General features: G+C 45.8%; 12 protein-coding genes and 1 pseudogene. 3 read left to right on the top strand and 10 right to left on the bottom strand.

Annotated elements, in window-relative coordinates; translation table 11 throughout:
- Positions 1-29: 29 nt before the first annotated feature.
- The 7 genes and pseudogenes from NDK47_RS02115 to qoxA form a co-directional block, all read right to left on the bottom strand.
- Complete coding sequence (locus NDK47_RS02115; protein WP_251873242.1) at positions 30-944, bottom strand: pseudouridine-5'-phosphate glycosidase; 915 nt, start codon at positions 942-944, stop codon at positions 30-32.
- A 37-nt stretch (positions 945-981) separates the two neighbouring features.
- Positions 982-1,176: pseudogene (locus NDK47_RS02110) on the bottom strand (Orn/Lys/Arg family decarboxylase); the annotation flags it as partial.
- Complete coding sequence (locus NDK47_RS02105) at positions 1,175-2,356, bottom strand: NADP-dependent malic enzyme (protein WP_251873241.1); 1,182 nt, start codon at positions 2,354-2,356, stop codon at positions 1,175-1,177. The pseudogene NDK47_RS02110 and the gene NDK47_RS02105, both read right to left, overlap by 2 nt.
- 354 nt (positions 2,357-2,710) lie before the next feature.
- Positions 2,711-2,995, bottom strand: coding sequence for a cytochrome aa3 quinol oxidase subunit IV (gene qoxD, locus NDK47_RS02100; RefSeq protein ID WP_251873240.1), 285 nt, complete (start codon positions 2,993-2,995; stop codon positions 2,711-2,713).
- On the bottom strand, positions 2,992-3,594 hold the full coding sequence (gene qoxC, locus NDK47_RS02095) for a cytochrome aa3 quinol oxidase subunit III (protein ID WP_251873238.1): 603 nt from the start codon (positions 3,592-3,594) through the stop codon (positions 2,992-2,994). Before qoxC ends, qoxD begins: the two co-directional genes overlap by 4 nt.
- Positions 3,591-5,543 carry a cytochrome aa3 quinol oxidase subunit I gene (gene qoxB, locus NDK47_RS02090; RefSeq protein WP_251873235.1) on the bottom strand — a complete coding sequence of 651 codons (1,953 nt, stop codon included), beginning with the start codon at positions 5,541-5,543 and terminating at the stop codon, positions 3,591-3,593. Before qoxB ends, qoxC begins: the two co-directional genes overlap by 4 nt.
- 66 nt (positions 5,544-5,609) lie before the next feature.
- The gene (gene qoxA, locus NDK47_RS02085; RefSeq protein ID WP_251873234.1) at positions 5,610-6,509 is read right to left on the bottom strand and encodes a cytochrome aa3 quinol oxidase subunit II; all 900 of its coding nucleotides are present in this window, start codon (positions 6,507-6,509) and stop codon (positions 5,610-5,612) included.
- Between the two features lie 449 nt (positions 6,510-6,958).
- On the opposite strand from qoxA, the gene pdxR reads away from it, so the two are divergent.
- From pdxR to dapA, 3 genes are all read left to right on the top strand, one after another.
- Positions 6,959-8,401, top strand: coding sequence for a MocR-like pyridoxine biosynthesis transcription factor PdxR (gene pdxR / locus NDK47_RS02080; protein ID WP_251873233.1), 1,443 nt, complete (start codon positions 6,959-6,961; stop codon positions 8,399-8,401).
- A gap of 95 nt (positions 8,402-8,496) precedes the next feature.
- Entirely contained in the window at positions 8,497-9,201 is a 705-nt protein-coding gene (locus NDK47_RS02075; protein WP_251873232.1) for a pyridoxal phosphate-dependent aminotransferase, read from the top strand.
- Positions 9,202-9,206: 5 nt separating this feature from the next.
- Positions 9,207-10,103 (top strand): 4-hydroxy-tetrahydrodipicolinate synthase, encoded by an 897-nt coding sequence (gene dapA / locus NDK47_RS02070; RefSeq protein ID WP_251873231.1) that lies wholly within the window; start codon positions 9,207-9,209, stop codon positions 10,101-10,103.
- Positions 10,104-10,268: 165 nt separating this feature from the next.
- Here dapA and NDK47_RS02065 read toward each other — a convergent pair whose 3' ends face one another.
- The 3 genes from NDK47_RS02065 to fdhF all read right to left on the bottom strand — a co-directional run bounded on the left by NDK47_RS02065 (position 10,269) and on the right by fdhF (position 14,974).
- A complete protein-coding gene (locus NDK47_RS02065; protein WP_251873230.1) occupies positions 10,269-11,186 on the bottom strand; it encodes a hypothetical protein in 918 nt (305 codons plus the stop codon).
- Positions 11,187-11,543: 357 nt separating this feature from the next.
- Complete coding sequence (locus NDK47_RS02060; RefSeq protein ID WP_251873229.1) at positions 11,544-12,026, bottom strand: helical membrane plugin domain-containing protein; 483 nt, start codon at positions 12,024-12,026, stop codon at positions 11,544-11,546.
- Complete coding sequence (gene fdhF / locus NDK47_RS02055; RefSeq protein WP_251873228.1) at positions 12,026-14,974, bottom strand: formate dehydrogenase subunit alpha; 2,949 nt, start codon at positions 14,972-14,974, stop codon at positions 12,026-12,028. Before fdhF ends, NDK47_RS02060 begins: the two co-directional genes overlap by 1 nt.
- Positions 14,975-15,370: the final 396 nt, after the last annotated feature.

Genomic DNA, 15,370 nt, shown 5'->3' with positions numbered 1-15,370 from the left:
AATGCCCCGTTAGCAGGAGACACTGACATTTATTCAGCTGTATTTAGTTCAACTGCAATTTTTGCAGCAAGTTTCGCATTGTTTTTGACCAGTGCTATGTTTGCCTCCAAGCTTTTTCCCTCAGTCAGTTCCTTGACTTTCGCCAACAAAAAGGGAGTTACCTGTTTCCCGCCTATCCCCTGAATCTTAGCTTCCTGTAAGGCTTGGTGAATAATCTCTTCAATCTCGTTGTAATCAATAGCATTCTCTTCGGGTATCGGATTTGCAATTACCGCTCCTCCTTTCATGCCCAGACGCCACTTCATTTGCAGCATCTTTGCCATTTCCTCTACATGATTCATACGAAAAGTAACGCCGTGACCGCTTTGCCGGGAAAAGAAGGCAGGAAATTCATCGGTTTGATAGCCGGCAATCGGAACCCCTAGTGTTTCAAGGTACTCCAAAGTTCTACCGATATCCAAGATGGACTTGCATCCCGCACAAACGACCGCTACATTCGTCTCGGCAAGCTCAATCAAGTCGGCCGAAACATCCCAAGTGATTTCCCCTTCCCGATGAACACCACCGATACCACCTGTAGCAAATATTTTAATTCCCGCCAATTGCGCGCCCATCATGGTTGCAGCTACTGTGGCAGCACCCATGCGGCCCGAGGAAAGAATGTAGGGAATATCTCGTCGACTCACCTTGGCCACCGACTGGTTTGTTGCAAACTCCTCCAGGTCACTCGCGCTCAAGCCGATTTTGATTTTACCTTGGGAAAAACCGATCGTTGCCGGAACCGCCCCATTATCACGTATGATTTGTTCTACATCCCGCGCCATTTCAATGTTTTGCGGGTATGGCATTCCATGAGAGATAATTGTTGTTTCCAAGGCGACAATTGGTAATTGGTGATCTAATGCGTGTTGAACCTCTTCTGAATACGAAATGAATTCTCTCAACTTAAGTCCTCTCCTTTTCCCTTTGCAGCGGAGCTTTTCATTTTTTCTGTTTCAGTACACGTAATGTTTTCCGTTCGCTATCCTCTGCCCCTTGGACAGGCAGACCTGCCTCTTTATTTCTTGTTGTATATTTCAGATTCTCCTCGGAAATTACCTCACCGGGTATGAAAATAGGAATACCCGGAGGATAGACCATGACAAACTCCGCAACGATCCTTCCTGCTGACCCCTCAATGAATGGTTGCCACACCTGTATCCATCGCTGCCTTGGCTACAGCGGCCGCGACGCGGGGAGCTACCCGATGATCAAACGGATCGGGAATGATGTAGTCTGGATGCAGCTCTTGTTCGGAAATTAAATCAGCGATCGCATAAACAGCAGCAAGTTTCATCGCTTTGTTTATCTCTTTGGCGCGAACATCTAATGCCCCCCGGAAAATTCCGGGAAAAGCTAGTACATTATTAATCTGGTTGGGAAAGTCTGAACGGCCTGTTCCCACTACTTTTGCCCCTGCTGCTTTCGCCAATTGCGGCATGATTTCAGGATTCGGATTGGCCATAGCAAAAAGAATTGGATCAACATTCATTGACCTCACCATTTCTTCACGAACAGCCCCCTCAACAGAAACACCGATGAACACATCCGCTCCTTTCAGCGCATCCGCCAAATTTCCTTGCATCTTTTTTCTGTTTGTGATGCGGGCTATTTCTTCTTTGATCGGATTCATGCCTTCCCGACGGCCTTCGTAAATAATTCCTTTGGTATCACACAATAGAATTTGAGGAACGCCCATTTCATGCAGTATTTTTGTAATCGCGATCCCGGCTGCACCAGCACCGTTCACCACAACACAAATTTCATCAATGCGCTTACCGACAAGCTTTAAGGCATTGATCAAACCGGCTGCGGTCACAATTGCGGTTCCATGTTGATCATCATGGAAAACAGGTATGTTGCATTCCGCTTTTAGCCGATCCTCAATTTCGAAGCATTGGGGTGCTGCAATATCCTCTAAATTAATTCCTCCAAAAGTCGGCTCCAGAAGCTTGACCGTTTGTACGATTTGATCGACATCCGCGGAAGCCAGACATATGGGAAAAGCGTCTACACCGGCAAAAGCTTTAAAAAGTACCGCTTTGCCCTCCATTACCGGCAAGGATGCATGAGGACCGATATTACCCAGTCCCAAGACTGCTGTACCGTTAGAAACAACCGCGACCATATTGCCTTTCATGGTGTAGTCATAAACTTCATTCTTATTCTGAAAAATCGCCCGGCAAGGTTCCGCGACTCCGGGAGAATAGGCGAGACTAAGATCCTCCGTATTTTTCACCGGTACTTTCGATTGTACAGTTAGCTTGCCTTGATGATGCTTGTGGATCGCTAATGCTTGTTCACGGAAGGTGCTCATGGATAAAACTCCTTTCAAATAAATTTGGCTACATTATATTTCTTATCTCAAACATCGAACTGATCCAGTGACGTATTCTTTGCCTCATCCAATTGCCCTGTTATAGACGGAATCGCTGATTACATACTCGTTACGATGACAGAAGCCAAACAAATTCAACAAAAATGTGAACACCCCTTAACCGAGCAGTCATTGGAAAAACTTGGCTTATCGCCAAGTCCAATAGCGAAAGCCTTCGTTTTTCTTATACTTTCATCATTTAACACGTCATCGAAGCTAAACTTCCCGAAAGTATAAACAAAAAGGCGAATTCAATGCGAATTCGCCTTTTCCTGTGAGCTTTTCATCCAACGATTATGCATACCCCCAGATCATGCAGAGCAAGGTACCGAACACGGTGACCAGAGCAATGAACAAGGCATAGTAAAGATTGGTGTAGATCGCCCCTTTATCCGCAGTTTCACCGGCATGCATAAACACTACCAGTTGAAGGCCTGCCTGTAAAAACGCCGTGATCAGCAAGATTGTCATTCCTACCGAAAAAGACAGATCGAGGAAGTAGACAGCAAGAGCTATTACCGTAAGAATCATCGAATACAGAAAGCCCATTACTTGTTTGCGCGGGAATAGTTCACTCATGTTTGCATCATCCCTTTCAAGTAGACGAAGCTGAAGATGAAAATCCACACTACGTCCAAGAAGTGCCAATACAGGGAAAAAATGAAGGATTTATTGGCTGTCTCAGGTATCAAACCATCCCGTTTTACTTGCATGATGATAAACAGCCCCCAGAATAAACCAAAGGTAACGTGAGCTCCATGTGTACCTAATGTGGTTAGCAGGATCGCTGTAAATGCACTCGTCTGTAGTCCTGCCCCAATGTGAACATAATGAGTAAACTCATAGATTTCTACTCCTAAAAACCCAAGTCCCAGAAGAAGTGTGACCGCAAAGAATGTCAACATGGCCTTCTTGTTGCCCATTCGCATGGCATGAACACCTAGACCAATTGTAAAGCTGCTCGTCAAAAGTAACAGCGTTTCAACAACGACTGGAGCAATTTCAAAAATTTCGGCCCCACTCGGACCACTCCCAGTACGATCAAAAAGTGTAAAGTATGACGCGAAAAGCGTACCGAAAAGAACAATTTCAGCACCAAGGAAAATCCAGAATCCTAAAATTTTCAAACGGTTTTCTTCTGTACGATACTCCAGAGGCAGCGAGTGATCTATTTTCATCGATTAACACCTCGCAGTTTTTGTGTCTCTGTCCATTCAATCTCATTCACAGAGATATAGTGACCGTGATCCTTTTCAAACGAGCGGCAAGCCATTAAGACAAAGATACCCGCTGTGGCGAGGATCGCTACAACCCACATGCTGAATACAAACGCAAATCCCCATACGAAGAACAAACAACTCATGATAAACGGTACCCCACTGTTATTGGGCATGTGAATCTTTTCATAGTCACCCGTAAACAAGGTTTGATTCTTCTTTTTCATATCCCAGAATGCCTCAATAGAACGAGTCTGGGGCAGTATAGCAAAATTGTAATGCGGTACGGGGGTGTGGGTAGCCCATTCAAGCGAACGTGCATCCCATGGGTCGGTGCTTATATCTCTTGGCGCATACCGAACACTCCAGTAAATGTTGTAAACAAGGAGGACAAATCCGATCAGTAATCCAATGGCTCCAATGAAGGAGATGAAGTTGTATAGCCCAAATCCAGTTGATTCCGAGTACGTGTACATGCGGCGTGCCTGACCATCTAATCCGGAAAGGAGCATGGGAAAAAATGCTACGTTGAAGCTGATGGCGATAAACCAGAATGCCCATTTCCCTAATCTTTCATTGAGCATAAAGCCGAACATTTTGGGCCACCAGTAAGTCAGACCTGCGATCATGGCAAAGACAACGCCTGGGATAATGACATAATGGAAGTGAGCTACCAGAAACATTGTATTATGGTATTGGTAATCGGCTGCCGACATGCCAAGCATCACCCCGGTAACCCCACCGATTAAGAAAATCGGAATAAATCCCAGCGAATACAGCATGGGAACGGTAAAGACAATTTTTCCTTTCCATAACGTGAACAGCCAGTTAAAAATCTTGATCCCGGTCGGAACCGCAATGGCCATGGTTGTAATGGAAAAGATACTGTTCGTCAACGCTCCTTGTCCCATCGTGAAGAAATGGTGTGTCCATACCAGGAAAGACAGGAGAGAGATGATCACCATAGAGGCAACCATGGACTTATACCCATACAAGTTCCTGCGTGCAAACGTGGAGATAATCTCACTATAAATACCGAATGCCGGCAGAACGAGGATATAAACCTCGGGATGGCCCCATACCCAGAATAAGTTCGCCCAAAGCATGTCCATCCCGCCATTCGTCGAGGCGAAGAAATGTGTTCCAAACAGGCGGTCCATCGTCATCATGATAAGCGCCACGGTCAAGACAGGAAACGCGAAGACGACGATCACGTTCGTAGCCAGGGCAGACCATGTGAACATTGGCATTTTCATTAATGTGATACCTGGTGCCCTCATTTTAAGAATCGTCGTGATAAAGTTAATTCCCGATAGTAACGTCCCCAGTCCGGAGATCTGTAGAGCCAGCGCATAATAGTTGGTTCCAACAGAGGGACTGAAATCATTACCTGCAAGAGGAAAATAAGCAGACCACCCTGCATCGGGAGCACCACCAATCACAAATGCGATGTTGAATAGCATGGCCCCCATGAAAAACAACCAGAAACTGAGTGCATTCAGACGCGGGAAAGCTACGTCGCGTGCTCCAATTTGCAAAGGAACGACGAAGTTCATGAATGCGTAAATAAAAGGCATCGCCATAAAGATGAGCATGATCGTCCCATGTGCTGTAAAAATTTCATTGTAATGCTGGGCATCGAGCAACGTGTTATCGGGCACGGCTGTTTGAGCACGCATCATGATAGCATCTGCCCCGCCTCGGAATAACATCAACAAAGCAGAGATCAAATACATAATCCCGATACGTTTGTGGTCTACTGTCGTTAGCCATTCCCGCCACAGATACCCCCACTTTTTAAAATAGGTTAACCCGGAGACGATTGCGATTATGGTAAGACCGATGGCAACCATCGATGCGTAAATAGCAGGACTTGGATGGGGGACAGCAAATAGATCAAAATAATCCATACGCGAGAAGCTCCTTTCGGTAAAATCGGATGTTTGTTGTCAAGCATGACGAGAGATTCCCAATGTCTAGTGAGTACTGTGAGTGTCTTCTGACATCTGCTTGGAACCTGAATCACCTGAACCGTGATGATGCCCGCCATGTTCCCCTTCTGGGGCGGGTCGAAAAGCCAAATGAGTACCCGTAAAAGTGTATTGTCCCACGTGGCCTGGCTCCAACAATTGCTCAAACTTCTCTTCTGTAAGCGGATCCGCCGTATCTTTCACCTTCTCTACCCATTTATCGAAGGCATCTTCAGACATGGCTTTCACGTTAAAAATATTTTCAGCAAATCCCTTCCCGCTGAAGTTCGCGTTACGTCCCATGTATTCACCCGGAACATCTGCTGCCAAGTGTAAGGTGGTTACCATGTCTGCCATCGCATATTTTTGCCCGCCCAGCTGCGGTATCCAAAAACTGGTGATGGGACCATACGAATACAGCTTAAATTCTAAAGGTCGGTCTGTTGGGATATAGAGGTAGTTGACCGTTTCAATACCCTCTTCCGGATAACTGAAATGCCATTTCCAATTGGAAGAGGATGCGTAAATCACTAAAGGTTCTTTATTCTCATATCCTTCTGGTCTTTGTTCAACGATATAGTTGCTTTTCACAGAAATGACGGAAAGGCAAATGACCAATATTACCGGAATACCTACACAAATCAGTTCGACGAGTGTACTCCCTTCAATGTAGGGAGGTTCATAATCTTCCTCTTGCCTAGACGCGCGGTATTTCAGGATCATATACACAAAAATAACAACGACAACCAAGATTACAAAGGCCATCGTCCAAATGGATATCAGTATCACATCTGCCTGCGTTTGCGCTTGAGGCCCTTTTGGGTCTAAGACCATTAAGCTGCTACAACCTGTAAGCATGCTAAACGCAGCAAGTATGAAAGTGATGAATGCCCATTTCGTTTTCATCGCTACCCTCCTTAAGAATTCACAATGGTGCCTTTTCAAGCTCCAGCCCTGTGATTGCACGTTCGGCGGTTAACCTCCATCGCACAAACATATGCTACTGGACGCTGTTAAAAAAGTCGCCATCCAGTCCATTACCGTTTCCCTCCACCATGTTCAACATTTTGATACAAAGCCGCCAAATAATCTTCACAGGAGGATCAGAAAGAAACCCCAAATGCGGATGAACAGTGGCTTCATCCACATTTGGGGCATGAAAAAATGAATGACACAGTTACTTACTCATTCGCCCTTTTGCCTGTCAACCTTACAGAATAACCTCTTGCGAAGCCCTGTAATCTCTCGATAAGAATCAATGATCGATCCGGCAAGTTGAAATGAACATTCCAGTTGTATAGAATAATCTCCATCCGCCGAGAATTACGAGTGAGTATAAGGAAGTGACTCCTGTTATGGATTGGAAGCCCGATCGTGAAAGTCAACTACCTGTCTACAAGCAAATCGCCCAATACCTGGAACAGAGAATCTCCAATGGAGAGTTTCCTTCAGGAACTCCCCTTCCATCGGAGCGTTTGTTTGCAAAAGAATTAGGCGTAAATCGCTCGACAATTGTCGCTGCCTATGAAGAGTTGCATGGCTTCGGTATTGTAGAAAGATTACAAGGAAAAGGGACTATCGTCAGCAGAAATATATGGGGCAGACAAAGCAAACGTATTCCGAACTGGGGAAAATTAATTGAAACAGGCTCCTTTTTGCCAAACACAGCTATGATGCGAACGATACGGAAAGAGTCATCTGATGTTGACATCATTGATCTGGCTAGCGGAGAGCTTTCACCCGATTTATCTGCTTCGCAATATTTTCGCGAGATCATGTCCAATCAGGATTTCAATTACCATGTTGGCTATGATCATCCACAAGGCAACGTGAAACTTCGTGAAACCATCGCCAAACACCTCAAAGAGTTCAGAACCATTCCTGCAACCTCCTCCTCTATCTTGGTTACTTCAGGGGCACAGCAGGCTCTGTACCTGATCGTGCAGTGCTTGCTTCAACCAGGCGATGCCGTTGCGATCGAAGACCCCTCCTATTGCTATTCATTGCCTCTGTTTAAATCAGCCGGACTCCGGGCCTTTTTGTTACCTGTTGATGATCAAGGGATAAATCCGGATGATATTGTACAATTACATAAGCAGCATCGTATTAAAATGGTGTTTCTTAACCCCAATTTTCAAAATCCCAATGGCTCATTTCTCAACCTGGAACGAAGAAAAAGGGTATTGGAAATCTCCTCTTACTACGGAATCCCGATTATCGAGGATGACCCATACAGTTTAACCGCTTTTGATCAGTCACATGTGCCAACATTGAAATCCTTGGACCAAAATGGGAGCGTTCTTTACGTTAGTTCTCTCAGCAAAATCGTGGCTTCCGGACTGCGTATCGGATGGATATTTGGTCCCCAAACTGTGATCGAGCGTTTGGCGGATGCCAAACAGCAAATCGATTTTGGACACAGCATCATCCCGGAATGGATAGCAAACCAGTTTTTATCCTCCGATGATTTTTCAACCCATTTGCATCATCTTCGAGAGTCTCTGATATTTAAAAGAGACAAAATCGTCTTCTCACTCTACGATCAACTGAGTGATCAGATAGACACGTTGGTGCCTGAGGGCGGCATTCACATCTGGTGTAAAATAAGGGCAGACGTAAACGAACAACAGTTGTTAAAAGAGGCAATTAAAAGAGGAGTCGTATATGTACCTGGGAGTGTTTTCGGCACGCAGAAAGGGTATGTTCGATTTACATATGGACGAGTCCAGGAAGAGCAAATTGAACCGGCCATTTCTCGTTTTGCCGATGCCTTGCGCAGTATGACACGTGACAAATAAAATCAAGCAGTTGTGAGAAGGGACTATAGGTACTAGTCTCTTCTTTTCTTTGGAACTGTTATTTCCCGCTTTAATCAACCTCATGTACGCCGCATTTGATCATCACAATTATCTTTTTTAAGATCGTAGAAGCGGTTACGGAACGGAGCAAAATGCTCTGCATCTGTTCGCCCAATAACCCTACCGGCACCTATATATCGAAACGCGTCATGCATCATCTGCTCGATGTTCTGCCAAAACATATGCTTGTGTTGTTTGATGCGGCTTACAGTCAATTCGCTACGGCATCCGATTATACAAACGGGCTGGAATTTGTTCGCGCGGGTTATCCGCTTATCGTGCTTCAGACCTTTTCAAAAATATATGGGCTGGCGGGATTGCGGGTTGGTTTTGGGGCAGCTTCGGCAGACATTATCAAGCACATTATGAAGGTTAAGGAACCATTTAATGTAAATGCTTTGGCACAAGTGGCGGCAGCGGCGGCTCTTCAGGATGACGAGCATGTCCAGCTGTCTCTTCAATCGAATACCCGTGGCCGCGAGCAGCTTTACCATGCGTTCCAAGAGCTGCGCCTTCCATTCATTGAAAGCATGAGCAACTTTATCCTTGTCGAGCTTGGTCCAAATGCGAAATTGATTTATGAACAGTTGTTGAACAAAGGGATCATTGTTCGTTACGGAGGCATATGGCAGCTTCCCCACCATGTTCGTGTTTCGATAGGTAAAGAAGAAGAAAACACGGCCTTCATTAAAGAGTTAACAGAAATCTTGGCTTCGCAAAATCTTTTTGAATGGAGTTGAGCGATATGCTAACAGAACAAGATTTGCATGGAGTATTCGTTCCTATTGTTACCCCTTTTGATTTGGAGGGCGGACTTGACCTTGATTCGTTAAGCAAACTCGTTCAACAATTCATTACGAAAGGAATTCATGGCTTAGTTGTAAACGGCACGACTGGCGAATCTCCCGCTATTGAGCCAGACGAGTTGGAGCTTATCATTAAATCTGTACGAAATGCCTCTCCCGCATCGCAAGAAATTCCGGTGATTGTTGGTACAGGAACAAATAATACAGCGTCAACCGTTAAAAAAACGATACAAGCTAAAACACATGGGGCAGATGCGGCTCTCGTTGTCACACCCTATTATAACCGTCCTTCGCAGCAAGGTATAATCCAGCACTTCGCCTCCTTAGCTGAGGCAGGCTTGCCGATTATTGTATATGATATCCCTCATCGTACAGGGGTGTCGCTGGAATTGGATACACTACGAACCATCATGCATATGGCACATGTGATTGGACTTAAAGACAGTACAGGAAACGTTAAACAGGTACGTGAATTGACTTGCTCCATTAGCAAACCGGTGCTATGTGGCGACGACGAACTTTTTTTTGATTCGCTTTGCTGTGGCGCTACAGGGGGGATACTTGCCAGCGCTAACGTGAACACCGATCAATTTATTCGTGTGTTTGAGCTTTTTAAAGCAGGAAAAGTAAGTGACGCCAAACTGCTGTTTGACAGCCTGCTGCCGCTTGTCAATCTATTATTCGCCGAACCGAATCCGGCTCCACTTAAATGGTTTCTTGCCGAGATCGGCCACATTCGCTCTGATAAACTCCGCCTTCCGATGACAACGATAAGCCCGGAGTTGCAGCAACAATTGAAAGCTATCGTTAGTTTGGAGAAAAAAGTATCTCGTTGAAAGTTGTCTCCTACATTTCTGGCATTGAACAAAACATCCCGATCCACGGTCGAAGTGGAACGGGATGTTTCAATTACATGGGCCGGGTTCCGCTAATCGTTCTATTACCGGTTGCTTTCATGATGAATGCAATGACTGCGGCTCGATTCTTAATCTGCAATCATCCTACACTTGCATGACTTTTCCCCTCTGCCTCATTTCAAGCTTTTTATAAGCCAACAGTGAACTAAACATAAAAAAACATGTAATCAATGTACCGAGAGGCAGCTTTACTATGAGATCATCTGGGAAGACATACGGTAGCAAGGGAAAGGCGAATACCGCCGGGAGACGGATACCAATAATTTGTAACAGAATAAGCATCAAAATCATATCCAACACCGCTGCCAATATCCATGAATCAATAGCAAAGTATAACAGTGTTCCGACAGTGGCGGAAATTGTCAATGCCAGCCCTTGTTTAAAAGCCATCCTTCCATTGTACATCGGTTTTTGTAGCGACTCATAAACAACGACTAGGATGGGCGGGATGATAGAAAGCTGGTAACCTACGCACCAACATAAACCAATCCAGATGAATGTAAGAATTAAGAAAAGCAGCATGTACCGATACTGAATGTTCACATTTTTTTCAAGTCCCTTATGCAATCCAAACAGGATTACACCAAGCATCAATATGATCATGCACAGGATGGCGACGAAAATGAATGTCCAATCGCTTGCAGAGGTGACAACCGGCAGCAATCCCGTTGCAATGGATGGTCCCAAGCTTGATTGCATGATACGCAAAACCAGCATCACAAGTACTAGAGTCAGGCTCACTTTCCCCAGAAAAGCAATGTCTAATTGATTGATTAAAAATCCAATAACGGCAGTGATCGAGGGCGCGAGGAAAATCTTTGCTGGTTGTCTGATCCATCCAGCTTCCCGATACACCCACATGGCGATCGCCATTGCCGCGAATTCAGGAATAATTATTTCGTGATTCATCATTGCCTCAGAAATCCCAACCATCGCCATAATAAACGCAATAGCCACGATATAGGAAATCATCGTTTCTTTCTTTGAGCCAACCATATTCATATTAGCGTGTACTCCCCTCCGTTCATATTAACGCAAATCAATCCCGCGTAAGTACTAGCCCCCCTGTAGCTTCTCCGGCGTTATACTTTCATGCACCAGGTCGTTTCATCATAATATAACGAGGTTCAAGGGAAACCAGCCTCTCAGATGATTTCTCAACCATCCAATTCATGTCTTTCATTACAGCGAAAAGGATGGAGGATCGCTATGCCTCGCCCAACTATGGTTCGGTCCAGAAGGCGGCCTCAATGGAAAATCCATCACGAGCAATCCGAACCGAAAACAAAAAAGCAGGAATTCCTCCGTACAGGAAATCCTGCTTTTTTGCGTTTCACAAACAAAACCATTTCAATCGTTTCACGAGCCCTTCAAGCCTTCCCCAACCCCTTTCAGCAGGTTGATGCCAAATACGATCGCCCGATTTATGTCAGGATCGCGCAACGCTTTTATCAAATCGAAAATACCGACGGTGGCTTCAGAACAACTCCCTTCTTCAGCCTTTTGAAGTCCTTTGGCCAAACCGCTCATCAACTTTTTTGTCATGTCAGGATTCAGCTCCGCCAACCCTCCGGCTGCAGCCATTGCATTGTTGATCAATTGGGTGACAGGGGGGCGCTCCATTTGCCCTACGACGACTTTGGCAATATCTTCTCTCGCTTCGACGGCGGCGCCTAGGGCTCCTAGAATCCCGCTATGGTGCAGTTCCTGGAGCAATTTGATCGTTTCCTGGATTCCATCGGCATTTTGAACAAGCACTTGAATGACGCCTTCAACTGCTTGATTTTGTCTTTCTTTTTCGGTGACGGGCGGTACGACTATATTGGTTATGGGTCTTGCCATTATTTTTTTCCTCCCGCTATATTTACGTCGGCTATTGGCTGATAGTCGTCTCTGGCCCATTTACGTTCTACCTGTACTCCTAGCTGCGGATTGCGTTTGGCGAAACGAGGGTTGTACTTGGGCAGTGGAATCGTTCCTTTTTCCTCAAGAATCTGCATCCGAACCTTCATTTGTTTGTAGGCCGGCGTATTCGTTTGAACATCAAATGCCCCGCCGGTTAACAGATTCACGGCACTTTCGTGACTGGCCGAGTGCATCGGAACGTATATGTCTTTCCCCGACATGCGGTCGGTCACGAGTACATTTAGTTTGACTTTTCCATAGGGCGATTCAAGACGCACCAGCGTTCCGTCCTGGAGCCCTCGTTCTGCGGCCAATTCCGGTGAAACTTCCACAAACACCTTCGGGAGCTTGTACTGGATGCCTTCCGATTTGTTTGTAAGATTCCCTTCATGAAACTGTTCCAACAAACGACCGTTGTCCAGCGTCAAATCAAACTCTTCGGGGAACTCCACAGGAGGGACATAGTCAAAGAGCGCCAAACGCGCTTTTTTGTCCGGGAAATTGAAGCCCTTGGTATAGAGGAGCGGCGTATTGCTTCCGTCCGGCGATCCCCAGTGGAAGCTGTTCCAGCCTTCCAAAACGTCATAATTGCATTGAGAGAAGAATGGCGTGAGCGATGCCATTTCTGCAAAGATTTCACTTGGATGACGGTAATTCCAATCAAATCCCATGCGTTTCGCAACTTCGCTGAAAATCCACCAGTCTGGTTTACTGTCCCCTACAGGGTCAAGCGCTTGATAAAGCCGCTGCACACGACGTTCGGTATTGGTAAACGTACCGTCTTTTTCAAGCGATGGTACTGTGGGCAAAATGACATCGGCAAATTCGGCCGTCTTGCTGAAGAAGACGTCTTGCACCACGAGGAAATCAATTTTTGCCAGCATATCCTGAGTATGGTTGGAGTCTGAATCCACCCAGGCCATGTCTTCACCGGCAATGTACATGCCTTTCAGTTCTCCCCGGTCAACTGCTTCCAGCATTTCAATGTTATCCAACCCGCGTTTTCCTGGAATCTCCACTCCGTAGGCCGCTTCAAATTTGGCGCGAATCTCGTCATCTGTAACTTTCTGGTACCCCGGAAAAATATCTGGCATGGTACCCATATCTGCGGCACCCTGGACGTTGTTATGCCCGCGAAGCGGGAACGCACCGGCACCCGGACGCATAATGTTTCCGGTAACGAGGAGCAGATTGGCAATCGCAGTCGATGTATAAGAGCCGGCCACGTTTTGTGTGACGCCCATGCCCCAGCAAATTGCCGTTCCATCAGCATCTCGAATCATTTTTGCGATCTCGATCAAGGTTTTTTGTGAAATGCCGGTTTCCCGTTCAGCAAATTCCAACGTATACCGCTCAAGCAGCTTCAGATATTCCGGGAAGAAATTGACATGCTCGTCTATGAATGCCTGGTCGTGCCAGTTTTGATCGATCATGTACTTGGCAACCGCTGTTAACCAAACATAATCCGTTCCTTGTCTCGGACGAATGAACAAGTCTGCCCGGTCGCCCATTTCATGCCTGCGCAAGTCGACGGTAATCAGTTTTTGCCCGTGCAATTTCTTCGCACGTTTGATGCGAGTTGCGAGTACAGGATGCGCTTCGGCTGTGGCCGTTCCTATTAAAATGACAAGCCCTGCTTGTGCAATATCCTGGATCGTGCCCGTGTCTCCTCCAATCCCGCCTGTTTGCTGAAGACCCCAGGATGCCGGAGACTGGCAGTACCGGGAACAGTTGTCTACGTTATTCGTTCCAAATACTTGACGGGCCAACTTTTGCATCAAGTAGTTTTCTTCATTGGTGAACTTGGAAGAAGAAATGAATCCCAGTGATTCCCCGCCATAGGCTTCTTTAATGGCACCCAGCCTGCTCGCGACCAGACCTAAGGCCTCTTCCCAAGTGGATTCCACAAATTCATCGCCTCTTCGAATCAACGGTTTCGTCAAGCGTTGTTCGCTGTTGACGAAATCCCACCCGAATTTCCCCTTCATGCAAGTTGAAATTCCGTTGACGGGTGCATCCGGAGTAGGTTCGATTTTCAAGATTGTACGGTCTTTCGTCCAGACTTCAAACGTACAGCCTACCCCGCAGAACGTACATACCGTTTTCGTTTTCTTGATCCGCACATCCCGCATGGCCGCTTCCACTTCAGAAACAGCAAAAATGCTGCTGTAGCCAGGTTCAACCTCTTTAATAAAGTTGATCATCGGATTCAACAGATCTTTTTTTATACCGCTCATAAACCCTGCTTCACCAAGCATCGATTTTTCCATCAGCGCATTGCAAGGACAGACCGTTACACACTGACCACAGGATACACATGACGATTCATTAATTGATTTATTGTCATCCCAGATCACCCGCGGCATATCTCGTTCCCAGTCAATGGTGAGCGTTTCATTAACCTGATAATCTTGACAAACTTCTACGCATCGCCCGCAAAGGATGCACTGATCGGGATCATAGCGGTAGAAGGGATGGGACATATCCACCTCATAGCCTTTTTCACGGAACGGACGTGATTGATGCTCAATTTCCAACAACTCTGCCGTATTGTGAACCCGGCAGTTGCCGTTGTTGTTGTCGCAGACGGTACAATACAGCATATGGTTTTCCAGAATTCGATCCATTGCTTCCGTTTGCGCACGTTTTGCCGGTTCAGAGCTAGTCAGAATGTTCATTCCCTCTTCAATAGTGGTAGAACAAGCTCGCATGATTGTACCGTTGATCTCACACATGCAGGTGTCGCAAGTTTGAATAGGCCCTAGTTCGGGAGAGTAACAAATATGAGGATGCTCCATATCCAGTTTCAAAAGATAATCTAGGATGCGTGTACCGCCTTCTGTTTCATGCGTTGCTCCATTTAGTAGAAAACTCACTTTTTTCATCTGCAATACCTCCTGTACAAATTAAAAAAGCCAACCATAAAACACCTTGTGCACACATGCGCAAACTGTTTATGGTCGGTTAATTACTAAGCATCAAACGATACCAGTTATCCATCCGCCATAGGTATGAAGGTTATCAGGATGTCGTGGCAAACCTTTTTACCAAACATCAATGATCGATTATTTTACTCGCGTCCGCACCATTTACCAATTTGGTTGAAAACTCGGCTAGTCTAATGTCTATAGAAAATCGACGTTACTGGAACTGCTTCAATATTGGCAACACGGATTACGGACATGTAATAAAATTATACAGATGATTACAAGAATGAAACCATCCACTAACTGAATATTATGACCATCCACTTGCCCATCTCATGACTAGCCACTCGAAGA

Origin of the sequence: Brevibacillus ruminantium (assembly GCF_023746555.1) — a bacterium.
Taxonomy (GTDB): Bacteria; Bacillota; Bacilli; order Brevibacillales; family Brevibacillaceae; genus Brevibacillus; species Brevibacillus ruminantium.
The sequence above is the reverse complement of the archived record's forward strand: the minus strand, read 5'-3'. Positions and strand labels throughout refer to the sequence as shown.

Coding starts and splice junctions, on each gene's coding strand:
- qoxA (WP_251873234.1), bottom strand. CDS start 6,509: ATGAAAACGAAATGGGCATTCATCACTTTCATACTTGCTGCGTTTAGC.
- dapA (WP_251873231.1), top strand. CDS start 9,207: ATGCTAACAGAACAAGATTTGCATGGAGTATTCGTTCCTATTGTTACC.
- NDK47_RS02065 (WP_251873230.1), bottom strand. CDS start 11,186: ATGAATATGGTTGGCTCAAAGAAAGAAACGATGATTTCCTATATCGTG.
- pdxR (WP_251873233.1), top strand. CDS start 6,959: ATGGATTGGAAGCCCGATCGTGAAAGTCAACTACCTGTCTACAAGCAA.
- NDK47_RS02060 (WP_251873229.1), bottom strand. CDS start 12,026: ATGGCAAGACCCATAACCAATATAGTCGTACCGCCCGTCACCGAAAAA.
- NDK47_RS02105 (WP_251873241.1), bottom strand. CDS start 2,356: ATGAGCACCTTCCGTGAACAAGCATTAGCGATCCACAAGCATCATCAA.
- qoxD (WP_251873240.1), bottom strand. CDS start 2,995: ATGAGTGAACTATTCCCGCGCAAACAAGTAATGGGCTTTCTGTATTCG.
- qoxC (WP_251873238.1), bottom strand. CDS start 3,594: ATGAAAATAGATCACTCGCTGCCTCTGGAGTATCGTACAGAAGAAAAC.
- fdhF (WP_251873228.1), bottom strand. CDS start 14,974: ATGAAAAAAGTGAGTTTTCTACTAAATGGAGCAACGCATGAAACAGAA.
- qoxB (WP_251873235.1), bottom strand. CDS start 5,543: ATGGATTATTTTGATCTATTTGCTGTCCCCCATCCAAGTCCTGCTATT.